General features: G+C 41.6%; 27 protein-coding genes and 1 tRNA gene. 9 read left to right on the top strand and 19 right to left on the bottom strand.

The annotated features are described in order from the left end of the window. Nucleotides 1–23 precede the first annotated feature (23 nt). Entirely contained in the window at nucleotides 24–746 is a 723-nt protein-coding gene (gene rsmG / locus B5F07_RS15475; RefSeq protein WP_087162165.1) for a 16S rRNA (guanine(527)-N(7))-methyltransferase RsmG, read from the top strand. Nucleotides 747–905: 159 nt separating this feature from the next. On the opposite strand, the gene B5F07_RS15470 is transcribed toward rsmG, so the two are convergent. Beyond that, entirely contained in the window at nucleotides 906–1,868 is a 963-nt protein-coding gene (locus tag B5F07_RS15470) for an alpha/beta fold hydrolase (protein WP_087162164.1), read from the bottom strand. Between the two features lie 105 nt (nucleotides 1,869–1,973). On the opposite strand from B5F07_RS15470, the gene B5F07_RS15465 reads away from it, so the two are divergent. The 7 genes from B5F07_RS15465 (at nucleotide 1,974) to B5F07_RS15435 (ending at nucleotide 7,480) form a co-directional block, all read left to right on the top strand. Continuing rightward, on the top strand, nucleotides 1,974–2,207 hold the full coding sequence (locus B5F07_RS15465; protein WP_087162163.1) for a hypothetical protein: 234 nt from the start codon (nucleotides 1,974–1,976) through the stop codon (nucleotides 2,205–2,207). Between the two features lie 356 nt (nucleotides 2,208–2,563). After that, entirely contained in the window at nucleotides 2,564–3,331 is a 768-nt protein-coding gene (locus B5F07_RS15460) for a ParA family protein (protein ID WP_087162162.1), read from the top strand. Between the two features lies 1 nt (nucleotide 3,332). After that, a complete protein-coding gene (locus B5F07_RS15455; RefSeq protein WP_087162161.1) occupies nucleotides 3,333–4,250 on the top strand; it encodes a ParB/RepB/Spo0J family partition protein in 918 nt (305 codons plus the stop codon). 92 nt (nucleotides 4,251–4,342) lie between these two features. Beyond that, nucleotides 4,343–4,870 (top strand): DUF4446 family protein, encoded by a 528-nt coding sequence (locus B5F07_RS15450; protein WP_087162160.1) that lies wholly within the window; start codon nucleotides 4,343–4,345, stop codon nucleotides 4,868–4,870. 25 nt (nucleotides 4,871–4,895) lie between these two features. Continuing rightward, nucleotides 4,896–6,182, top strand: a complete 1,287-nt coding sequence (gene serS, locus B5F07_RS15445; protein ID WP_087162159.1) for a serine--tRNA ligase — start codon at nucleotides 4,896–4,898, stop codon at nucleotides 6,180–6,182. Nucleotides 6,183–6,245: 63 nt separating this feature from the next. Beyond that, nucleotides 6,246–7,121 carry a DUF3881 family protein gene (locus B5F07_RS15440; protein WP_087162158.1) on the top strand — a complete coding sequence of 292 codons (876 nt, stop codon included), beginning with the start codon at nucleotides 6,246–6,248 and terminating at the stop codon, nucleotides 7,119–7,121. 282 nt (nucleotides 7,122–7,403) lie between these two features. Beyond that, a tRNA-Arg gene (locus B5F07_RS15435) sits at nucleotides 7,404–7,480 on the top strand. A 209-nt stretch (nucleotides 7,481–7,689) separates the two neighbouring features. Here the strand turns inward: B5F07_RS15435 and B5F07_RS15430 are convergent. From B5F07_RS15430 to B5F07_RS15410, 4 genes are all read right to left on the bottom strand, one after another. Then, on the bottom strand, nucleotides 7,690–9,147 hold the full coding sequence (locus B5F07_RS15430) for a tyrosine-type recombinase/integrase (protein WP_076779891.1): 1,458 nt from the start codon (nucleotides 9,145–9,147) through the stop codon (nucleotides 7,690–7,692). A 20-nt stretch (nucleotides 9,148–9,167) separates the two neighbouring features. Beyond that, nucleotides 9,168–9,368 carry a helix-turn-helix domain-containing protein gene (locus tag B5F07_RS15425; RefSeq protein WP_241146957.1) on the bottom strand — a complete coding sequence of 67 codons (201 nt, stop codon included), beginning with the start codon at nucleotides 9,366–9,368 and terminating at the stop codon, nucleotides 9,168–9,170. 468 nt (nucleotides 9,369–9,836) lie between these two features. Continuing rightward, nucleotides 9,837–10,070: a helix-turn-helix domain-containing protein gene (locus B5F07_RS15415; protein ID WP_076779895.1), complete on the bottom strand. Its 234-nt coding sequence runs from the start codon at nucleotides 10,068–10,070 to the stop codon at nucleotides 9,837–9,839. Continuing rightward, nucleotides 10,067–10,486: an RNA polymerase sigma factor gene (locus B5F07_RS15410; protein ID WP_076779897.1), complete on the bottom strand. Its 420-nt coding sequence runs from the start codon at nucleotides 10,484–10,486 to the stop codon at nucleotides 10,067–10,069. The genes B5F07_RS15415 and B5F07_RS15410 overlap by 4 nt, the downstream gene beginning before the upstream one ends. Before the next feature lie 523 nt (nucleotides 10,487–11,009). Here B5F07_RS15410 and B5F07_RS15405 point away from each other — a divergent pair. Further along, entirely contained in the window at nucleotides 11,010–11,372 is a 363-nt protein-coding gene (locus tag B5F07_RS15405) for a helix-turn-helix transcriptional regulator (RefSeq protein WP_076779900.1), read from the top strand. Nucleotides 11,373–11,477: 105 nt separating this feature from the next. Here B5F07_RS15405 and B5F07_RS15400 read toward each other — a convergent pair whose 3' ends face one another. The 14 genes from B5F07_RS15400 to B5F07_RS15335 all read right to left on the bottom strand — a co-directional run bounded on the left by B5F07_RS15400 (nucleotide 11,478) and on the right by B5F07_RS15335 (nucleotide 23,146). Next, nucleotides 11,478–11,666, bottom strand: a complete 189-nt coding sequence (locus B5F07_RS15400) for a cysteine-rich KTR domain-containing protein (protein ID WP_076779902.1) — start codon at nucleotides 11,664–11,666, stop codon at nucleotides 11,478–11,480. A 14-nt stretch (nucleotides 11,667–11,680) separates the two neighbouring features. Further along, nucleotides 11,681–12,118 carry a GyrI-like domain-containing protein gene (locus tag B5F07_RS15395; RefSeq protein WP_076779904.1) on the bottom strand — a complete coding sequence of 146 codons (438 nt, stop codon included), beginning with the start codon at nucleotides 12,116–12,118 and terminating at the stop codon, nucleotides 11,681–11,683. Nucleotides 12,119–12,274: 156 nt separating this feature from the next. Next, nucleotides 12,275–12,499, bottom strand: coding sequence for a hypothetical protein (locus tag B5F07_RS15390; RefSeq protein ID WP_076779907.1), 225 nt, complete (start codon nucleotides 12,497–12,499; stop codon nucleotides 12,275–12,277). A gap of 2 nt (nucleotides 12,500–12,501) precedes the next feature. Further along, entirely contained in the window at nucleotides 12,502–13,245 is a 744-nt protein-coding gene (locus B5F07_RS15385; protein WP_076779909.1) for an ABC transporter permease, read from the bottom strand. Next, complete coding sequence (locus B5F07_RS15380; RefSeq protein WP_076779912.1) at nucleotides 13,232–13,963, bottom strand: ABC transporter ATP-binding protein; 732 nt, start codon at nucleotides 13,961–13,963, stop codon at nucleotides 13,232–13,234. The genes B5F07_RS15385 and B5F07_RS15380 overlap by 14 nt, the downstream gene beginning before the upstream one ends. Before the next feature lie 74 nt (nucleotides 13,964–14,037). Then, nucleotides 14,038–14,778 (bottom strand): MerR family transcriptional regulator, encoded by a 741-nt coding sequence (locus tag B5F07_RS15375; RefSeq protein WP_076779914.1) that lies wholly within the window; start codon nucleotides 14,776–14,778, stop codon nucleotides 14,038–14,040. Between the two features lie 148 nt (nucleotides 14,779–14,926). Beyond that, on the bottom strand, nucleotides 14,927–15,820 hold the full coding sequence (locus tag B5F07_RS15370) for a conjugal transfer protein (RefSeq protein ID WP_076779916.1): 894 nt from the start codon (nucleotides 15,818–15,820) through the stop codon (nucleotides 14,927–14,929). 21 nt (nucleotides 15,821–15,841) lie between these two features. Then, entirely contained in the window at nucleotides 15,842–16,849 is a 1,008-nt protein-coding gene (locus tag B5F07_RS15365) for a bifunctional lytic transglycosylase/C40 family peptidase (protein WP_087162157.1), read from the bottom strand. After that, complete coding sequence (locus B5F07_RS15360) at nucleotides 16,846–18,987, bottom strand: CD3337/EF1877 family mobilome membrane protein (RefSeq protein WP_076779920.1); 2,142 nt, start codon at nucleotides 18,985–18,987, stop codon at nucleotides 16,846–16,848. The genes B5F07_RS15365 and B5F07_RS15360 overlap by 4 nt, the downstream gene beginning before the upstream one ends. Beyond that, entirely contained in the window at nucleotides 18,987–21,434 is a 2,448-nt protein-coding gene (locus B5F07_RS15355) for an ATP-binding protein (RefSeq protein ID WP_076779921.1), read from the bottom strand. The genes B5F07_RS15360 and B5F07_RS15355 overlap by 1 nt, the downstream gene beginning before the upstream one ends. After that, a complete protein-coding gene (locus B5F07_RS15350) occupies nucleotides 21,421–21,810 on the bottom strand; it encodes a conjugal transfer protein (protein WP_070087533.1) in 390 nt (129 codons plus the stop codon). Before B5F07_RS15350 ends, B5F07_RS15355 begins: the two co-directional genes overlap by 14 nt. 107 nt (nucleotides 21,811–21,917) lie before the next feature. Further along, nucleotides 21,918–22,421, bottom strand: coding sequence for an antirestriction protein ArdA (locus B5F07_RS15345; protein WP_087162156.1), 504 nt, complete (start codon nucleotides 22,419–22,421; stop codon nucleotides 21,918–21,920). A 17-nt stretch (nucleotides 22,422–22,438) separates the two neighbouring features. Continuing rightward, on the bottom strand, nucleotides 22,439–22,936 hold the full coding sequence (locus B5F07_RS15340) for an antirestriction protein ArdA (protein ID WP_087162155.1): 498 nt from the start codon (nucleotides 22,934–22,936) through the stop codon (nucleotides 22,439–22,441). 6 nt (nucleotides 22,937–22,942) lie between these two features. Continuing rightward, nucleotides 22,943–23,146 (bottom strand): hypothetical protein, encoded by a 204-nt coding sequence (locus B5F07_RS15335; protein WP_076779926.1) that lies wholly within the window; start codon nucleotides 23,144–23,146, stop codon nucleotides 22,943–22,945. Nucleotides 23,147–23,228 lie beyond the last annotated feature (82 nt).

Below are 23,228 nucleotides of genomic sequence, written 5' to 3'. Positions count from 1 at the left end.
ATGTGAATAAGTGTGGTGAAATAATGGATAATGTGAAAAAAAGTATTTATAATGAAAAAAACTGGCACGGGATTCAACTGACGGAAAAACAGTGCAGTCAGTTTGACAGATATTATGAACTTCTGAATGAATGGAATAAGGTAATGAATCTTACCGCAATAACCGATTATGATGAGGTTGTGCTGAAACACTTTATAGACAGTCTTTCTCTTGTAAGAGTACTGGATCTGTCTTTCGTGCATTCTCTGATCGATGTAGGAACAGGAGCAGGTTTTCCAGGAATCCCGATTAAGATTGCCTTTCCGCATATCAATGTGACTCTGCTGGATTCTCTGAATAAAAGAGTAAAATTCCTCGATACAGTGATCAGTGAACTGAAACTGGATGATATATCAGCGGTGCACGGTAGAGCAGAAGATCTTGCAAAAAAGGCGGAGTACAGAGAAAAGTCTGACTGCTGTGTTTCCAGAGCAGTTGCGAATCTTGCAACTCTGAGTGAATACTGTCTTCCCTTTGTAAGATGCGGCGGAAATTTCGTGTCGTACAAGAGCGGTTCATCCGATGAGGAGATCAGGGAGGCGGAGAAAGCTGTAAAGATTCTGGGAGGTAAGATAGAGAAGATTGATAAGTTTGTCCTGCCCGGAAGTGATATGGGAAGAGCGCTTGTGAAAATATCCAAGAAAGTGAGCACACCTAAGAAATATCCGAGAAAAGCCGGAGTTCCGGGAAAAGAACCGTTGAAGTAAGGTATTATTAAAGCATGTATTAAAGCCTGCATTAAAGCTTGATTTAAAGTTTGTATTAAAGTGTGTATATGAAATAGAAAATAATAAAATATCAACCGATGATTTGACAGATAAAGGAAATTATCTACTTAAATCATCGGTTGTTTTTTTTGACATCAATTATTCACTGTCGGAGAAGAGTATATTTACCTGCTCGATAAATTCTTCCGGTTTTTCAATATGCGGAAACTGCTTTGCATGATCAATCCCCACGATTTCAATCGAAGGAAGATGATTCTGATACTGTCCGGCAGCCAGTGTGTTTTCCGGATTATTTGTTCCTGTGATGATGAATATGCTGTTGTTCAGATTTGGAAGAGAACAGAGCACATTGGCGTTTGTATAACGTGATTTCAGGCATGCATACAGATAACGTGAATGTGTCTTCTCTTTCTGGGATGATTCAACGGCAATGAGAATATCTTTCTCGGTGATTTTATTCTGATCATAGTAGCAGGCTGAAGCAAGGGCTTTTCGCACAGTTTTCTTATTGATCTTTATATTGTAGATAAATGTACCGACAATGGGAGATGATAAGATGTGTTTTATCATCTTTGAACGTTTTGTTGGTACTTTTGCCAGGGTTACAATGTTCTGAGGATTGATCATAATAATCCTGTTGATAATTGTATTATCATTTGAACAAGCCATTAATACAAAAGATGAAGACTCGCCGGAAACAATCACATCCGTTTTATCTCCGATTATGTGTTTTATAAAATCTGTTATGAGCTGCACATACAAATAGTTCGTATATGTAAGAAGCGGTCTGTCGGAGCAGCCGCAGCCGAGCAGATCAATTGTATAAACTGTATACTGCTTTGATAAATCGTTTTCAATTTTATTCCACTCGTATGATGAAGAACAGACATTCAGATCATGAATCAGAAGAAGCGGACTTCCCGTTCCTTTTTTCTTATAGGAAATTCTTCCAAATCTCCAGTCATAGTATTCATTCTTTTCTTCTTCAAGAAGATTATCGGACGTAGAAATGTAATGGATTATTCTGTTGGCAAGATGCATAACCCCAATCGTCGTTCCAGTAAACAGCGCCATGTATCCAAGAAATTTTTTGAAACTCATTCGACTCACCCTCTTTCAGTATTTATTTCTATTATACTACAATCAGTATTTTAAGAAAAGTGAAAATAATGTTTCACGTGAAACATTTTAAAATGAGGTTCTTTGATGGATTATCGGTCGGATGTTCTGTCTCGTATCGCCATGGCGACCGCGCTTCCGCTGCGTTCCACTACGGGTCTTCATGGCAATACGAGACAGAACAGCCTGGAATTCGATATGGATGTCAAAAAATCGATTTTAAAATTTAGTACAAAGGATTTAAAGGGGAAAATAAGAAAAATAAAAAAATTCGAGGAAAGGGAAAACGATGAAAGTGAAATCAATAGGAGACTGAAGTGAAAATAGTAAAGTGACTAGTAAAGTAAATAATAAAGTAAAAATGATAAAGTAAAAGTAATAAAGTAAAAATGGAAAAGTGAAAATAGAAGTTTACAGGAATAGAATGATGTTTCACGTGAAACATTGAAATAAATGGTTTATATTAAAAAATATTATGATGATTTTGAGCTTGAAAAATGGCAGAGAGATAATTGAGGTTTGCAAAAATAATAGTAAATGTTTCACGTGAAACATTAGAAAAATATTTGATATAAATAAAAATACTGTAAAAAGATGTTTCACGTGAAACATTGATATAGATTAATAGAAAGAAAAGTGATATAATGAAAAAGCATCCGAATGAAAGGAGTACGACAATGGGTAGAATAATAGCAATAGCCAACCAAAAGGGAGGCGTTGGTAAGACAACAACGGCAATCAATCTGTCAGCTTCTCTGGCCAGTATGGGACAAAGAGTTCTTGCATTGGATATGGACCCGCAGGGAAATATGACCAGCGGACTCGGCGTTGATAAAGATAATGTAGAAAAAACAGTCTATGATCTTATTATTGGCAATGTTGGCATTGAGAAATGTATTCAGAGCGAAGTGATAGAGAACCTTGACGTACTTCCTTCAAATATTAATTTATCAGCGGCTGAAATTGAACTGATCGGAATAGATAATAAGGAGTTTATTTTAAAGGAAGAGGTCGATAAAGTAAAAGATGAATATGATTTCACTATAATCGACTGTCCGCCTGCCTTGAGTATGCTTACTATAAATGCCATGACAACAGCGGATTCCGTTCTTGTTCCAATTCAGTGTGAATATTATGCACTGGAAGGTTTGAGCCAGCTGATACATACGATTGAACTGGTGCAGGAAAGATTAAATTCTTCACTGGAAATCGAGGGTGTAGTCTTTACCATGTATGACGCCAGAACCAATCTTTCACTGCAGGTAGTCGAAAACGTAAAGGATAACTTAAATCAGAATATATATAAAACTATAATACCGAGAAATATAAGACTGGCGGAAGCACCGAGCTACGGAATGCCAATTAACCTCTATGATCCCAAGTCAACAGGCGCCGAGAGCTATATGCTTTTAGCAGAAGAAGTGATTCATAAAGGAGAAGAGTAATATGGCAGTGAAAAGAAACGGACTTGGAAAAGGGCTTGACAGCCTTATACCGAATAAGGCGGAAAAGACATTAAAAACGAACGAAAAGAAGCCGGAAGTAAACAAAACGGATGAAAAAACAAGCGAGACAGGTGAAATCCTCGTAAAGATAAACCAGGTGGAACCAAACAGGGAACAGCCGAGAAAAGATTTTGATGAAGATTCTCTTATGGAACTGGCTGATTCGATAAAACAGTTTGGAATACTTCAGCCTCTGATTGTGCAGAAAAAGAAAGATTATTATGAAATCATAGCAGGAGAGAGAAGATGGAGGGCTGCAAAACTTGCAGGCGTAAAAGAAGTTCCTGTCATTATTAAGGAGTATACAGATCAGGAAATTGTGGAAATCTCTCTGATTGAGAATATCCAGCGTGAAAATCTCAATCCGATTGAAGAAGCAATGGCATACAAAAGACTTCTGGAAGAGTTTAATCTGAAACAGGACGAAGTGGCAGAAAGAGTATCTAAGAGCAGAACCGCAGTCACAAACTCCATGAGACTTCTGAAACTGAGCAGCCGGGTTCAGCAGATGATCGTTGATGACATGATAAGTACCGGACATGCCAGGGCACTTCTTGCTATCGATGATGAAGAACAGCAGTATCAGCTTGCCAACAGGATATTTGATGAAAAACTCAGCGTAAGAGAGACTGAAAAACTGGTTAAAGCACTGAAAAATCCGAAGAAGGAGATTAAGAAAGAAAAGCCAGAACATACGTTTGTTTACCAGAATATTGAAGAACAGATGAAAAATATAATTGGTACAAAAGTAAGCGTAAATGCAAAGGCAAATGGAAAAGGCAGAATAGAAATCGAATATTATTCCGAAGAAGAGCTGGAAAGAATCTATGATTTAATTATGTCTATCCATACAAATTAGATAAGATTTTGAAACAATAATGGGGAGCAGATTATCTTTCACAGTACAGATGGGAATAATGAAAGATATAAATAAAAGGGAGTGTACAGATAATGAACGGGATATTGGGTAACCTCGGGATAGATCCATTCTATCTTTTTATTGTTGTGTTTGTATTACTGATCGTTCTGATCGTATTAAATATACTTGTTTATCAGAAATACAGTAAACTCCAGAAAAGTTATAACGTGTTTATGAAAGGAAAAAACGCAAAAACTTTGGAGAAAAGCTTCTTTGAAAAATTCAGGGAGCTCGAAGAAATCGGCGATCTTGCAAAAGAAAATGAAGAGAATATCAAAAATATCTACAAGAAAATGGAAGGCCACTACCAGAAAGTGGGAATCGTAAAATATGATGCATTTCATGAAATGGGCGGAAATTTAAGTTTTGCCCTGACAATGCTTGATGAGAATAATAACGGATGGATATTCAATGCGATGCACAGCAGAGAAGGCTGTTATACGTATATCAAGGAAATCGTGAAAGGCGAGAGTTATATTGAACTTGCTGAAGAGGAGAGACAGTGTCTCGAAAAAGCCATCTATCAGGAAGAATATGACATAAAAGATTTAGAAAAATAAGTAAAAGAAATGAGAGGTACAAAAAATGCTTGATATCAAATTTGTAAGAAACAATCCTGATGTAGTAAAACAGAATATTAAGAACAAATTTCAGAATGAAAAACTTCCTCTGGTGGATGAAGTAATTGAACTTGACAAAAGAAACCGTGAAATCAAACAGGAAGTAGAAGCGCTCAGAGCAGAGAAGAACAAAGCTTCCAAACAGATCGGGGCAATGATGGCTCAGAAAAAGCTTGAGGAAGCAGAAGAACTGAAGAAGAAAGTGGCAGAGAGCGGCGGACGTATCGATGCTCTTTCGGAAGAAGAGAAAGAAGTGGAAGAGAAGATCAGAAAGATCATGATGACAATTCCGAATATTATCGATCCTTCTGTTCCGATCGGAAAAGATGACAGTGAAAATGTGGAACTTGAGAGATTCGGCGAGCCGGTAGTACCGGATTTTGAGATTCCGTACCATACGGAAATTATGGAATCGTTCAATGGAATCGATCTGGACAGTGCAAGAAGGGTAGCCGGAAACGGGTTCTATTACCTGATGGGAGATATCGCAAGGCTTCATTCTGCAGTTCTCGCATATGCGAGAGATTTTATGATTAACAGAGGATTCACCTACTGTGTACCGCCTTTTATGATCCGGAGCAATGTTGTTACCGGCGTAATGAGCTTTGCTGAGATGGATGCGATGATGTACAAAATCGAGGGAGAAGACCTGTATCTGATCGGTACAAGCGAACATTCCATGATCGGTAAATTTATCAATACTCTTCTGACGGAGGATGAACTTCCGCAGACTCTTACAAGCTATTCTCCGTGCTTCAGAAAGGAAAAAGGAGCACATGGAATCGAAGAGAGAGGTGTATACAGAATCCACCAGTTTGAAAAACAGGAAATGATCGTAGTATGCAAGCCGGAAGACAGTATGGAGTGGTATGATAAGCTGTGGCAGAATACGGTAGATCTGTTCCGTTCCATGGATATTCCTGTCAGAACACTGGAGTGCTGCTCCGGAGATCTGGCGGATCTGAAAGTAAAATCTGTAGACGTAGAGGCATGGTCTCCGAGACAGAAAAAGTATTTTGAAGTAGGAAGCTGTTCCAACCTGGGCGATGCGCAGGCAAGACGTCTGGGAATCCGTGTGAAAGGAGAGAACGGAAACTATTTCGCTCACACGCTGAATAATACGGTTGTAGCTCCTCCGAGAATGCTGATTGCATTCCTGGAGAATAATCTGCAGGCGGACGGATCTGTGAAGATTCCGGAAGTCCTGCGTCCATACATGGGCGGAAATGCAGTAATCATGCCGAAGAAATAAGAGACCGGACGCTGCAGATCCATGTGATTAAATGAGAAGAGAGTAGGAAAATAATAAAATAAAATGCATCAATATTTGAAAGCAATCGGGTTTGATAATATCAGGACGAGGAAAGACCTGAAAGGAGTTCTGGATGATGTCCGGAACAAATGCACACACTATACGACCATATCCTATAATCAGGAAGAAGATTTCTGCGAATATCAGAAAGAGTACGGGCAGTGTATCGGCATCGCTCTCTGCGGCGAGCTCGATGAATATGAAAACTTTGAGCCCGCATACTATTTCCCCTATTTTAACGGGAGCGGAATCACAACCTTTGCAGACATTGTGGTGGAAAAAAAGATCGACAAAGAGCAGTATGTGGGAATGTGCGAAGATTCCAAAATCGGAATCAGTCTGATCTTCACCCTGCAGAACGGGATTGAGTATATGAAAGAAAAACAGGCGGGATTTGTGTCGGATCTGACAACATCCGTTACATTTTCCGGTCTGTCTCTCTCCGGGACCATTCTTCTGCCTGTTGTGAAAAGCGAGCGCCAGCTCAAGAATGAACGGCAGGCACAGGACAACCGGAAGATGTTGATCAACGCTGCGAGAAACGGCGATCAGGCAGCGATAGAGACACTGACGCTTGATGATATCGACACTTATTCAAAAGTCTCGCGGCGTCTTATTACAGAAGATGTATTTACCATCGTGGACACGTACTTTATGCCCTATGGAGTAGAGTGTGATCTGTACTCGATTATGGGTGAGATCCTGGCTGTGAGAGAGCGGCAAAATACTGCCACAGGAGTAAAGCTGTATCAGATGAAACTGAATGTGAATGAACTGAAATTCGACGTCTGTATCCCTGCGGATTCTCTGATGGGAGAGCCGGAGATCGGACGAAGATTCAAGGGAACGATATGGCTTCAGGGGTATATTAATTTTTAAAAACAGTTGTGAAACAAAGAAAAATATGATATACTAATTGTTGCGTGATTGATAAAAGCGCAATGTTTCTGTAGCTCAGCAGGATAGAGCGTCCGCCTCCTAAGCGGCAGCCCGTTCAAGTCCAAAACTGAATAATTTGGTTGTAGCGGTTGCATAAAACCGTTATAATATATATAAGTTCCTGTAGCTCAGTAGGATAGAGCGATTGCCTCCTAAGGGCGTGTTGGAGCAATCGCCTAACTTGCTTTTTCTAGCTGAGTTTTATAGATAAAATTGAATAATGTCCCAGTACCTCAGTAGGATAGAGGGTCCGCCTCCTAAGCGGAACGTCGCAGGTTCGACTCCTGTCTGGGACGCCAGAAAATCCGCTGTAAGCCTTTATTTTTAAGGGTTTACAGCTTTTTTGTTGCGAACACCCTCTACAAACTATTAAGTAAGTTAGTAGCTTTTTATTTATATAGAAATTCGATTTTTTTTAGGACTGTTTTGGTAGTATGGCTTGCTAACACTTTTTTATTTCTGATGAAAAATCGCTGATTTTCTTTAATTTTGCTAACACTTTTTGAAATTAGCTATTTGATTGATTTTGAAGTGTTTGCTTCAAGAGTTGCTCTTTCATCTCTGGCGACAGGGATTTTAGAAGCTCCAGCAACATCATATCGCTGTCACTGACACTCGTTTTTGTCTCGGGTTTTTCTTCCTCATCATTGAGGGTGGAATAAAATTCTTTATCCATTTTTTGAGCATTGAAACGTCTGTCTTCGTCAATGATTTCAGAATAAACATCTGTCACCATTTCTGCTTCCGCATGACCTGTATCACCCTGTACGGATTTTACATCACCATTTGTCATTTTCAGCTTATATCCCGTACTCAAATGACGCAGGCTGTGAAAAACGACTACTTCAAAATCGTTTTCTTCACACAGCTTTTGAAATCTGTCTCTGACAATACGGCTTTCCACAGGATTTCCATTTTCCAATGCAATGACGAGATTGTAATCGTTATAGGCATTGCCAAGAAATTCTTTCATCTCCTGCTGGTCTTTTTTATACTGCACTAATAGTTTAGCAACAGTCTTAGGCAACCAGACGGTTCTATTACTTGTTTCCGTCTTTGGAGTTTTCAGAACAAGGCGTGTAGTGCAATGCGGTTTCTGTGTAGGAAAAATCTTAATAACATCTTTCTCTTTCAGCTTTTGCATTGCTTCCGCATTTATTCTGGATAATTCCTTGTTGATAATTACTTTTGCGTTGTTGTTGGCAATCGCTTCCTCGTCAATAATCACATCTTCCCATGTAAGACCTGTGATTTCACCGATACGCATAGAGCAGGAAAAGGCTAAGTGCATACACATAACGAGCAAATCATCTTCCGCAGATTTAACAGCTTCTTTGAAAGTATCAATACTCCAAACCTTACGTCTGACCTTTGGAACTTTTGGCAAGGTAGCCAATGACGCAGGATTTCTTTTGTTAGGGTCGAAGTATTCCCAGCGGATAGCTTGATTTAAAGCACAGCGAATAATATCGTGAATTTTCTTGATGTTTGCTGGCTGAACACAACGCCCGCTAGGTTTTCTGTTTGATTGCGGTACTTCTGGGACGCTTAATAAATCATTGTAGTATTTTGATAACTTCTTTGTCGTAATCTCATTGAGCTTCCAATCACCGATATACGGATTGATATAATTTCTAATAGAGCCGACCTTGCTACTAAATGTATTTGGCGACCATTTAGATGTCCCGTAGAGATTAACAAAAATCTTTAAAAAATCTCGGAATGTAATATCCTCATTGACTACCTCTAACTCTTTTTTAGAGTCCTCAATCTGCTGTGCAAACTGTTCTTCTAAGGGAACAATGACATAGCCAAACTTTTCTTGATAATACTCTACAAATGCCTTTCGCTGTTTTGCTTCTTTTCTAGTTCCCAGCGTGTCCCACTTCTGTTTTCTTTCGCCAGTGTTATCCAAATACCAATAGATTACTGAAAAACTCTTTTTTCTTTGTTTTATTGTAGCCATAACTTATCTCTCCTTAATAGTTAAATTTGATTTAACCATTTATCGAAAGAAAGTTTAGACACTCGTATGACTCTACCAGCTCGAACATAACTGAACTGCCCGCTTTTCACCAGAGCATATGTAGCCTTTTTGCTGATATTCAGTTGTTTTGCGATTTCATCTACCGTATAAGTCCTTTTTTCCATTTCGGGAGATTGCGTATTTTTGCTATCATCTATCACAAATAAGACTCCTTTCATTGATAGCAATAAATACTTTCGTCTAACATAATTCATTATATCGTACTATGATTATGTAGGGAATAGTATTTTATTGCTTTGGTAAATTTTTTTACAAGCAGACAGACGGCTCTGGAAAAGCTCCGCTGGTATCTCAACCAATCTCATTCCTATGAGCAAAACCACCTCTGGGACGTATCATTATTCTGTGAATACAGGTCATAGCGGAGCGACTTTTCCAAAGGTCACTCTCGGATCACTGTGTGGGTCGCTCGCTCTCTTTTGGAAAGGTCATGGCGTACAGTCCCCGTGGCTCGCTGTATCACAAACGTATCTGTCTGCTTTATTTAGTTTTCAAAGAACTGCAACGGCTTGTCAGCCTGTAAAAGCCAACAGCAGGACTATTGACTTTTATAGAATGACAAGCGGTGTGGCTGGAAAGGGGAAAACACCACGCCCGCCTGTATGTATTTAGATTACTGCGATTTCAAAATTGAGTATCATGTCCAGAAAGGCTGTCTGTATTCTGTTTTTCAAATCTGCGTCCACTACCATACACACATTTCCGTGTTCATCATAGAGCTTTCGCAAACAGAGCTTTGAGATATATCCGTCGTAGAAGTTCATCACTGTAGCAATGGCTTCTGGGTCGCCCTCTGTCGCTGATACGATAACCTCAAAAGGTAAACGTTCATGTTTCTTCATTTGTGTTCCTCCATGTATTTCCTCAATGTTTCAAGCGTCTTTGTTCTGTGATACTGGACGTTTGAACGAGGGATATTGATAAAATGGCTGATTTCTCCGTCTGCCATATCCATGAAGTAGGACAACAGAATAATATTTCGCTTCTTCTCGGTCAGAGCTTTAAGGGCTTCACTCAACTTGTCATTTTCAATCCATACTTCAATTCCCAGCACGTTAAACACGGTGTAGTCGCTTTCGTACTTATCACACTCGCCAAAGCGTTCCTGCTGATAATCTGGCAAATCAGAAAATGAACACTCACGCTTTTCACGTCGCTTCATATCACGGTAGCCTTTCATCACAGCTCGCTTGATGACTTTCTTTGAAAGGCAATCGAACTGTGCTTCAACGGCTTGTCTGAAAGAAGATGTTTCCACTGTTTCACCTCCTTTCTGTGCAAAGTAGAAATGAACGGAAGTCCATTTCCCCCTTTCCGCACCCCAACTACCCAAGGAGGTGTCCAGCTACCAAGATTTACAAAAAAGAATTTGTAAATCTCGGATATAATAAAAACAGTCTATTAGAATACGAATGTACCAACAGACTGTTTTGCTAACGTAAGTGATATGAATTTTTAACTCATGTTCAGGGCGTGTTGACTGGATAACCATTGTAAGGCGGTTATTCAGTTGTGAATACTGGCGTATTTGCTGATACGCAATCATGACACAACCCCCTTACCCAAAGTTGTCCCGTGAGTGCAAAAGAAAAGGACAGCTCTGGGTATCCAAAACCGTCCTAATCAGATTGAAAGACATGGAAAAAGATATTACCTTAGAACGGTTTTTTTTATTTACCGTCAAGGTAATATTGATATGAATTATTAACGCATGATATATGTATTTTTAACACATTCTAATCATGTGTCATGAAGTATAAACTCATGACAGGTGATTGAAAATGAGGAAAAAGAAAGATACGCACAGCTTTGATTTCCGTCCGCTGGGACTGGCAATCAGAAAAGCGAGAGAGAAAGCTGGGCTTTCCCGTAATGATTTAGGCGATAAGGTCTTTTACGGAGAACGTCATATCGCAGATATTGAGAATATAGGGAAACACCCCAGCTTTCAGCTATTTCATGATTTAGTGACCATGTTCCATATCTCTGTTGACGAATATTTCTATCCGCAGGAGAAAGCAAAAAAATCTACAATCCGCAGGCAGATAGACGTATCGCTCGATGAGCTGACAGATGAAGAACTTAAAATCATTCAAGGAACAATCGACGGTATCATGAAATATAAGGGGACGGGAAGCAAATAGGCTTCTCGTTTTCTTTTTCCTCTTACAAATTATCCTGCCGATCTGCTTTGCAGGAAGCAGGATTTAATGAAAAAAGCCAATAATCTGTAAGAAAATTCTTACAAACTATTGGCTCTGCGTCTTAGCGTCTGGCTCTTTAATAATTTTTACTATTCCACGATTTGTATTGATTAAAGTTTCATGCTTGCATTTTGGACAGAATAAAGGGAAATTTATCAATTCTGTATCTTTTCGCACTTTAACTCGTGTCTTACTATTGCAAATAGGACATAATATCCATGATTGCTTTTCCACGGCAACACCACCTTTTATTTTAACGGAATACAAAATTCACACAAATGTAATGAGATTTTCGAGAAAGCATATCGCTCAATTATCGGTTTCGTATAGTCAACTGGCAAATCGGAAGTTAATGTGTCAATATTCTTCCAAAAATTTGCCACGTCATTTTCTGCGTGTGGAACCTCAAATATAGCGTAATGCCCACTATCAATATTACGAATAGGTAAATCACAATGAATATCCTTGCCAGTGATAATCATTCCCACGTCATATCGCTGTTCGTTTTCTGGCGTTGATAAAGGATTGTCCAAAGCTATACCTAGTATCGTTGTATCATCTTTGAATAAATCATTACTTTTTAAATATTCTTTTAACTTTTCCATTAGTTGCTTGTTTTCTGCACCATACTTACCGGTTCTGCGTATATATGCAATTTTAATATCTTTAAATTCCTCAATAACCAAGTTATTACCTCCCACATTTCAATCGGTATCAAGCTTGATAAAGCAATGGTAAGGGCAATTAAAATGTTTTTCAAGATATTTTTTAAAATGCACCACAACTTTTTTTAAAGGTAAGTTCTTCCTGCTGATCTGCACCGCAGGAAGCAGGAAGAAAACTTAAATTTTCACTTTTTTTGTAATTGTGTAAATATATTCTTCTGGTGTAGGCGTTCTGTTTCCAAAGTATTTCTTGAAGCGTTTCTGTATCACTGGGTCTTTACTATTCATAGTGTTGTCAATATTTTCTTGTATCTCGGCTCTGAACTCAGATAACGACACACCTCTGGCCTTTGCTCCAGCTTGAAGAATTTTTTTCATATCTTTCTTTTTTAAAACTATCATAGTTATTCCCATTTAAAGAATTTCAAAGAAACAGTCGTACAAATCACGATAATTACAACCATTAACCCGATAGGAAAGATGATATTATCAATCGGCAAACCTAACGCTGTGCCTTTTAATAATTTTATTCCCTGTGTTAATGGGAGTATATTTGCAAAGTTTTGTAACGCATTAGGCATAATCTCATAAGGAAGCGTTGCACCCGAAAAAATTAGCATTGGAAAGTATAAAATACTGGCAACGGTACTTGCGATTTTCATATTTGGTGCTATTCCACCAACCATCATACCAATGCTAAACATAGACAACATTACCAACACGAAAGATAAGAAAAACTGCCAAAAACTTCCTATTATCTGAAAATCAAAAAATAAAAAAGCCACTAAATAAATGAGTGCCAATGACACCAATGAATAAATACAGTAAATAGTTATTTCGACCAGTAAAATTGTAATCGGCTTAACAGGTGTCACTTTAAGTCTCTTTAAAATTTTTCTGTTTCTATAATCAGATACAACTAAAGGCAAGCCCATTAGTCCGCCAGCACAAATAGCTATTGTAGATACTGCACCGAATGATTGTTGCAAAAAAGTATATTCAGCATCAGCAAAAGCAGGTTTATCGCCATAAATAATACCCAATAGAACTATTACTACCACAGGCATACAGATAGCAAAAATGAACATATCCATACCCCTAAGAGAAAGTTTTAATTCTGTTTTTAGCATAGTCTTAAATGTTTTCATTTGTCATGTCCTCCTCTGCATACCAAAGATAAACTTCCTCAAATTCTTTATATGGACTGCTGGCAATCGCTTCTTCAATTGTCCCAGAAAAAACGGTATTTCCCTTTTTCAAAATCATAATCCTATCGCAAAGATTTTCTACCTCGTCCATAAAATGAGAGGTAAGGAAAATAGTTAATCCTTTTTTCTTTAGCTCCGATAAACATTTCCATACATCACGGCGGGCTTTGGTGTCCAATCCTGTCGTCAATTCATCTAAAAAGACTACTTTAGGGTTAGGGATAAGTGCTAAAACAATAAATAGTTTTTGTTTCTGTCCGCCAGACAGTTCCGATACAGGACTTTTTAATTTGTCAGACAGTCCGAATTGCTTCAATAAAATTTTATAATCCGTAACTTCTTTATATAGGCATTGTGTTTCCTCGCATAACTCTGACACCAAAATTTTTTCTTGATAGTTTGACTCTTGAAACTGTACGCCTACGTTTTCAAACAATCGTTTTCGCTCTTTTGTCGGACACATTCCAAGTATTTCTACTGTCCCACTGTCTGCCTGTCTCGTTCCTAAAATACATTCAATCGTGGTGCTTTTTCCTGCCCCATTCGCTCCCAAAAGTCCAAAAACTTCACCTTCATTTACAGAAAGACTTATATCATTGACAACACAAGTATTTCCGTAGGATTTTTTGAGATGTTCAACTTTAATTGTTGTATTCAATTTTATTCCCTCCTTTATTTTACGGACAAATAATAACACCAGAGAAAACTCTGGTGTTAAAATGTAGGGTGTATTTAAAAGGATTTTTTCATATTAATTAGGGTCGCTTTCATAAATCGAGCATTTTCAGAAGCGTCATTAAGTGACAGCAATAGCTTATCGCAAGCGGTTATAATATCTTCGTTTTCTTCCGGCATACCAATCACAGATTTTATATTTATGTCTGGATTGACCGATAAAGCATTTAACATTCTAAGAATAGAAGATAAAGAATAGTTAGCACATCTTAATGCTTTAATAATGCGTAATCGTTTTATATCATCATTTGAATATACTCGATAACCATTTGCTTTACGCTTAACACACAGTAAACCGTTCAACTCCCAATTTCGCAAAGTGTCCATTGTAATGCCTAAAAACTCTGATACTTCTTTACGTTTCAATAATACCTGATTAGGACTACTTTCTCCATTTAAGAGTTCATTTACAATTTGTATTGCCTGCTCCGCATTATGTTTTTCACGCTCAAGCTGTGATAAATATTCATCTGTCAATTTAATAGCCATATCAAAATTTCCTGTAGCAGAAACTTTAATAATATTCATAGCTTTTTTTCTCAATCCATTTTGCAAAATTTCAACTTTTAAAGCTGTACGGGCTAAACGAAATTGCTCTATGTGAAAATCCGTAAAAATGCGATATCCATTTTTTTGGCGTTTTGCCAGTGGTATTAAATGAAGTTGTTCATACAATCTAACTGTGTTTGGGTGTACACCAATTATTCGAGCAACTTCTGTTGTTTGATATGTATTCATCAAAAAACCTCCTATCTTACTAAAAGTATATCATCACTTCAAAGGTTGGTGTACTAATGGAGGGTTAATTATATACAAAATCATAAATATATGCAAGAGTTAAAGGCTTGCGTAGCATACGATACGATGTATGACGCAAGCCTATTGACTACCTTATGATTTTCCAGTTGCTATCTTTATGTAGCGTCAGCTCATACTGTGATACCTGTGTTGCCTTTGTCTGATTATCAATGAATTTCACCGCAACACTCACTTTCACGTTGTCGCCGTCAGCCGTAAATACTGGATTGACAAGCTCGGAAAAGAGATAGTCGCCGTTTATCGGTTCAAGGGCATTTCCCTCTACATAGTAGGCAAGCTCCTTGTCCGTTGCAGTAGGGTACAGCTTAAAGAATGTTTCCAGAAACGCCGTGGCGTCATTTACTGTGTCAGCGTCCACACTGTTGTCTGCTTCCTGTGTCTTTGGTTCATAATCGGATTTTTCCATAGCGGGAGCAAGGGTCGGGTTCTGGATAATCACCATATCCCCGTCAGCGTCCACATGGACGGTCACGGTATAGGTTTCTGATACGTCCCTTGTCTGGTCGCCCTCTTTTATCTGTTGATCTACCTCATAGGTGACAGAAAAAGCGTTCTCCCCAGACTGTTCCACGTCCCAGATAAGTACGTCCGTGACCGTGGAGCTGGTCGGTATATCCGTTCTCACCGTATCAACATTCAAATCCTGCAATTCCTGTGTCAGATAGGCACTGATAGCCTGTGTCCTTGCTTCGATTGCTTCCTTGCTGTTGCTCCATGTGTAATAGGATTTACAGAAATTCTTCACGAAATTTTCTATGCCGTTGGTGTCATTCAAGCGGAGCTGTATGGTTTCTATCTCATGCGTGGTGTGTTGGTCGATAGCCGTAAAATTCTTATACACACCAAAGCTCACGCTTGCGATAAGCACCACCCAGAGGGCAATGACGGACTTCTTATGCGTCCCCACTTTCATAGTGCAGATTTTCTTTTCCTTTATCGGTTTTTCTTTCTTCTTGAACATGATATTTCCATTCCTTTCTTTCTATTGCTTAATTCTGCCAGCCCCGATAAGGTGCTGTTGCCAGTAGCTATTGTTCAAATCAGCGTAGCCTATCGGGTCGCCAGCGTGGTACATCTGGTTATTTCCCACATAGATACCGACGTGGGTTACATACGTCCCCGCATTGTAGGTACTGTGGAAGAACACCAAATCCCCAGCCTGTGCCTGTGATAGCGGGATATGCTGGGTAGCGTCATACTGTGCCTGTGCCGTTCTCGGTAAGGAAATACCTGCCTTGCCATAGCACCATTGAACCAGCCCTGAACAGTCAAAAGAAGTATTAGGATTGCTCCCGCCGTACACATAGTCCCAGCCTTGATATTTCAGAGCTTCGTTCATTATCTTCTGTGCCAGCTCGCCCGATACTTGATTGACGGTGAGATACTGGCTGACAAGCTCCACATAGAACATATTCCCGTACCCGTAACGCCAGCCACCGTTGCGGGCAACAGCGATAGGGTTCGTGTAAGTGACTTTTGTTCCACCAGACTTGTCACGGGCGAAATTCTCTGCCAGCGTGAAGCTGTGCTTTTTCCCGTTCTTAGCTACATAGTCGATATATCCACCGCCATAGTTATAGGACTGTACCACGACGTTTATATCCTCTATGCCTTGACTTTCTGCTGAAGAAAACAGAGACGCAAAATACTTGCACCCCTGCTTGATTGAGCTTTCTGTATCAAGGGAATTAGGCGGTAAGCCCATGCTCTCGGAACTCTGCATAACGTCCTCGGCTGTCCCGCCACTTTCCACCTGTATGATTGCCAGCAGATAGGGGACGTACTCGGATATGCCGTATTCTCTGGCGTATTTTTCCACCATAGGCTGATGTTTCAAGACCTCTGCGGACAGGTTCATACCCGTTACCCATGAGGAAGAGCCACCGCCCCCGTCGTCGTCCTCGGCACTGATAAGCACACCAAAGAAAAGCACTATCGCAAGAAGAAAGGGAAACAGACTGCCGATAATGGCGATATGTCTCAGCTTCATTTCTTACGTCCTTTCTTTTCCGTGGTGTTTATGGTCGCTTTCTTAATGTTTCGCTCTTTTCTGGTGGTCTGTCGGTTCAGTTCCACACCATTAAGCCTTGTCCCGTGTTTCTGTGGCATAGGTTCATCAGATTTTGAAGCCAGCGGACGTTCCTTGACAGATTGTGGCGTGGTCAGCTCGGTATGTACCTTGTCAGTAGTGACAGGACGCTTGATTTCCTGCATTTTTCCTGTGTCTGTCTTTGAAGCAGGAGAAGCGGTCACAGGTCTTTCATGGGGACGGGTAGCTCCTGTTGTCGCTGATCCGTCCGTCTTTCTTCCAGTCTGCCTTGCTTCCTGTGCTTTTTGAAGCTCCATACGCTTGTCAGCGATATTCTGTCTATGTTGTTGGAGCTTGTCGGCACGTTCGCTCTGTCTGGTTTCCTGCCCCTGCACAATGCCACGCTTGAAGTCGGACACATTTGCTTTTGCCTTTTCCTTTGCGGAGTGTACGGCATAGGCAGTCTGGGTCGGCATATCCTTGATATTCTCCTTGACAGTCGTTGCCTTGTCCTTGACCTTGTTTTTCGTATCAAGCACCGCACCCACAGCAGAACCAGCTCGGCTTCCAAAAGACGCATTTTCTCGACGCTCTTTTCTACCCGTACCAGCTCTGGCAGATTTCCCAGAACCGTCATTCATGGCTGTTCCGGCTACTGTACCAGCCACCGCACCAGCGACACTTCCAGCACCGACAGCCCTTGCGATACGGTGTTCCATACGCCTAGCCCTGTGTCGCATGAACAGATACGGGCGACGGAATATCCTGCGTCCCATGCTCTGGCTGTCCCCAGCGTTTAAACTGAACATACTCATAAGGTCGCCCAGCTTCATGTAGATACCCGCAAAGCAGACTATCTGTAAGAACGCAATCATAAAGAACGGGTAATCGGTGGATATGTTGTAGAACATACTGGAAATACTGAAAGCCACCGTGACAATGAGCGTTATTCCCGCCCTTGTCATAATCGTATTGAACACTCGCACGATTGCCTGTTTCGCCATGTTCTCATAGCTCGGTATCATGGAGAGCAGGAAGCTAATCGGCAGGAACATGGCAAAGATGATAAAAAGTATCTGGGAGAATATCATCATGCCCGTAAGCAGGAAAACAAATATCGTTATCCCCAGATTGAAGATAAGCAGGAAGAACACCATTCCCAGACGGTTGATGACCTGCGGTATCGTCAGATTGTCGTTGTCGTTATCCTCGATTTCCGTTTTCACCACGTCCTCACGGGTCGCCCCGTCGTCGGCAGAGGGACTAGCCGATACCAGAGCTTCCACACGGTCAGCCCCGATTTCCTCTATATCGCTGTTTCCAAATTGCAGGAGTAGCCACGGCTGTTGTACCTGTATGGAGAACAGGCTGTCCCTTATCAAGTCCACGCTGTCTTTTCCTTGACTGTCGCTGTCGGGGAGCATGATTTTTGTTCCCAAATCCAGCGAAGCGGTACTTATATCACTGGAAAAATCGTTAATCTTCTTGATATAGTCGGGAGCATAAGCGATAAAGGAAGCGGACACGATAAACACCACAACGAAGTTGATAACGGCGTGGAGTGCCTTGCTGGTTTCTCGCTTGATAAGCCCTGTGTAGGCTACATACATACCCACGATAAGGATAATGAGGAGCAGGAAGCCTACATAAAAGCCCGTACTTCCAAAGCCGTTTTCCGTCACACCCGCTAGGGTCTGTATGCTCTTTCCGATACTGTCTGCCATGTCGTTGATAAAGTCCAGCTTATACGCCTGCTGGACGACGTACCCCGTGGCGTTACTTAGATACAGGCTGATAGTCCAGATAAAGTTGGTGATACAGTACAAGCCGTACTGTACGGACTTCCCGATACCGTCCAGCCAGTTCCACGGAAGCCAGCCCCAGCTATTGTCCACATAGAAGTCAAGCTGGTAATTCTCCAACGGGTACTGTGAATACAGGTTGTCCGCATTGACGGTATCATCTACCAGCCCAGAAGCGTGTGCCACCGTCCCGAACAGGGAGAGGAACACAATAGAGGTAAAAATGACTATCAGAGCAATCTTGAAAAAACGAAAGAGCTTCTTTCTTGTCAGAAGCCCCTTTATCCTATCTTTCATCACTCCACCTCGCTTTTCACGGGCGGTCTGGTATCAAAGGCGTGCAATAGTTCTTCAAAGACAGGGTGTATCTGTACCACGCCCACACGTCCGTACAAATCTTGAAGCAGGCATTGTCCGTTCTCCAAGTCACGAAGTCGTTTCTGGTTGTTCTCGTCGTCCTTGTCGATACCGAAAAATTCAAGGGTCTGCTTTATCTCGTTGATGTCCGTAGAACGGAAAGCGAATTTCAGACCGATATTGTTCTTTAGGCTCTCTTTGGACACGTCGCCAGAGGATTGTGTGACGAAGTACACGCCAGCCTGCATAGCTCGCCCTGCACGCACCAGCTTGTTAGAAAGGGTTTCGCCCTGCGCCACGTTGAGGAACGCCCACGCTTCATCTAAATCCACGATTTTAAAGATACTGCGGTCTGAATGAATGAAGTCTAAGGCAAAGGTGGAAATGACAATCAGCATAGCCACGGACAGCAGTTCTATGGTCGTGTATTCCTCAAAGGTCGTGTCCTTGTCTGGGAGTACCAAATCTGCCACCTGTATGATATTGAGCTGATTGTCCAAGCTGATAGCATTAGACACTGAACCGTCAGAGAACAGCAGATGTGCGAAATCATAGTCCGTAAAGCTGTCGATATGGTCGGCAATGTTGCGGGCTATCGCCGTGTCCTCTCTGCGTAGCTCGTCTATCACATGAAGCAAGCCTCGCTGATCGCTCTGGGTCACGGCTCGCACCGCTTTTCTAAGGACAGGGAATTTCTCACCGTCCCTAGAGGAAATCCCCGTAAGGAATGTGAGAATGTCTATCGCCAGACTTTCAGCGTCTTTGACGTTCTTCATAATCACGAACGGGTCAAGAAGCCCTGCATTTTCCTTATCGCTGGTAAGATTGACGATATTGATTTCATGGGCTATCTCTGGGAGCGTTTCTTTCCAGTTCCCACGCTCGCTCTTAGGGTCGAGAATGACCGCCTGCCCGCCAAAGAGGACGGAATAGTAGACGATAAGATTATTACAGAATGACTTCCCACCGCCCAGCGAACCGACAAAGGCAGACGCCAAAGCATTGGTGACTGTCCCCTTGATACCCTGTGAAGCAAGGGACGGCTGTAAATAGACGTTTCTTCCTGTGTCCACGGAATAGCCGATATAGATACCTGTATTTTCTCCTAACTGCTGGGTCGCTCCGAAGCCAAGACCTGCCAAGAAGTCGGATTTCACATACTGCACATAGTCATTGATGTAACGCTTGCTGGCGGGGAGAAATTCAGAGTGAAGCCCCAGCATATCCCCAGCAGGACGGACTAACTTTACATTGAGGTCGTCGTAGAAGTCCTTGACCTCATCACAGCGTCGTTTCAGCTCGTCAAGGTCGGGAGCTGATACACGGATAACGTAAGAAAGTTTATACATACTTTCCTTGCTCTGGTCTAAGTCGGTTTCCAGCTCGTCCACGCTGTCCAGTGCGTCCACCACATTTGAGCTTGTTTCGCTTCCAGACTGATAGGCGTGGTTGTCCAAGTCTTTCAGCTCTTTTTTCTTGTTGCGGACAGTCGATAACGCTTTTCTGTTTCCCACGATTTCTACATTCATGCTTGTATCAACAGGAAACGTGAACTGCTGTTGCTGGAAGTAAAATATCTCACTGGACGGGAAGTCCAGCTCACCCACAATCGCATTGACGGTAAAGTAGGACACGAAGCTCTCGCTGTCCTCATGTTCCAGCCTTATGTATCGCTGGCTTTCCTCTACCAGACAGCGGGTAGGACGGATAAGGTCGTACTGCTTGATAAGCGTTGCCTTTTTCAGCTTCTTCTTTGGAAGCGAATATTCGTAGTCCTCATACGCCACGCCGTCCCTGCCGTAGATATGCTCGATAAGATACCCGAAGTCGTTCTTGTCCAAACGACGGAACTTGAAACGGCGGGAGATTTTATTTTCCAGCAGTTTTTCCATTTTCATGTAGCGGTTGATTTCATCATCTGGCATGGAGATAAAATCGTTCATCAGCGTGTGGTTGACCTCGTTTAGAAATTCCTTGAACGTCAGAAACGCTGATTTCTTCATGCTGTCAAGGCTGACCTTTTCCTCGGTCACAATGAGCTTGAAGCCGATAAAAAAGCGGTAGTCCACTTGATTGTCGCCAATCATGGAAACAAGGGCTTCCGTCTGTTCATCTATCTTCTGTATCGCCACATCACGAAGTCGCCCCGTCACCAGCTTCTTTGACTGCTCCTGTATGCTTCTGACGGAGCTTTCCGTTGCTATCTGCAAGGCGTGTATCTTCCCCTCACGGCTCTGTGCGATAAGCTGACGGAAGCTGTCATGGACGATAAATTTCTGTTCAGCCGATAGAAAGCTGTAATTGTATGGTATCAGCTCATAGTAGGCGAATACCTCATTGTCCTTGTTCCAGACAAGGTTGTTGTCGATATACTTAATCGGGAACATACATCACACTCCTAACCGCCGTGACGGGTTCGCTGAACACTTCCTTTTCCAGCTTCACGGCTTTTCCTGCATAGGTCACTTTTGGTCGCAGAGCAAACGTAATCTGCGATTTCAAGAAGCTGTAAGGCTTCTTGCCGTCAAAGGTCTTTTGGCTCATGAACCATGTGAGGGCAACGGGAATACCGAAGTATTTTAAAAATGCCCCCTCGATAAGCGATAACGGCGGTAAGTCCCCTAAGAGAATGACAGCAAACTCCGTGATGACAAACCACGTTATCTGGGTAAAGGTAACGGGAAACGGGAGAGTAAAGTCATTGATTGCGTATAAGACTTTTTCCACGTTCCAGATACCCGTGTAGCTCTTAATCTTCTTCAATTCGTTTCAGCTCCTTTCGTTGTAATGGAAAAGGACAGCCATTTTCAGACTGTCCTTGATAGAAAAAGCTGTCAGTAGCAACAGTTCCTGTCGCTGATCTGCCAGCTCTAATATGGTATCTCGCATATCCCTCGGCTTGTTTCAATAAATGTCCCCTCTATGGACAAGTCCCTGCCGTATGCTTCATAGTCGATATAGTTCTGCAACGGTAGCGGTATCTCACCCAATACCTGTAACTCGTCAATGAAGTAATAGGCAATATCGGTCATGTCCTCACAGTCTGGGTAGAAATAAATGTCGTCCTTGTGTTCGTAGACCTCTTCCAGACTTCCATAGTGGGAAACAAACTCGTCCAGAGCGTCGGTGATATAATCGGGAAGCTCACAAATCATCTCGTACATCTCATTGAGTTCTTGAATGGAGATATATTCCCCGATTTCAATCGGAAAGTTGTCGGTATCATGGACAGCGTATTCTTCATAGTAGCTGTTCAGCCCGATACGCTCCGCAACATCTTCCTCGTCGATAGGGAAAGAGAACCAATCCCCGACAAGTTCGCCCTCATTGTACTTGCCAAGATTAGCTATATACACCCTCATGTCGTCAACCACAGGCACACACCTCTTTTCTACGGAAGCTCATAGATACCGTGGTCGGTTTCCACAAAGCGTCCGTTGTCGTCAAGGTACTGTCCGTAGGCTTCAAAATCGAAATAGCGGGTGAAGCTCTCACTAAGGGAAGTAAAGTCTGGGTCATTGTTCAGAATGTGGCGGGCAACGTCCGTCATGTTCTTACACCATGAGTAATGAATGATGTCGTTTCTATATCTGTGCAATTCATCAAGGTCAGTGAAATAGCACATCAGCTCCGTATAGTCCTCTTTCAAATCAGAGGGTAAATTTTCGTAGGTATGGTACAGGTCATTGAGCTTTTCCACGGTGGTATCTTCCTGTACTTCATCAGCAAAGGGAAGCTCCTTGCCTGTGATATAGTAATAGTCTGTATCTACATCAATCCCCAGCATTTCTTCCACCTGTTCTGTGTCGATAGGCAGGGTGAACCAAAAGGCTCGGATTTCTCCGTCTGTTGGTTCTCTGGCTTCAATCTGCACACGCATTTCTTCCATGTTTCATCACTCCTCTCTTGTCAACGCTTCCTGTATGACGGCGTAAGGCACACCGAATACATAGCGTGAAAAATCTTCTAACTGTTTCTTAGGGTAGTCAGACAGGCAAAGGCGTTTCATCTCAAACCAGACCGTACGCTTGTAATAGGGCAGGTCGGAAAGATACGGACACCCAATTTTTGCCTGCATATCGGTAAAAATATCTTTCAATCAATCACTCCAATCTGAAATTTGAGTATAGAAAAAGCGGTTGATCTCCAAAGGAGTAACCGCTTTGTGTGTGGGATATGAA

Source organism: Lachnoclostridium sp. An169 (assembly GCF_002160525.1).
GTDB classification, from domain to species: domain Bacteria; phylum Bacillota; class Clostridia; order Lachnospirales; family Lachnospiraceae; genus Mediterraneibacter; species Mediterraneibacter cottocaccae.
This window is presented reverse-complemented; position numbering and strand designations above follow the sequence as displayed.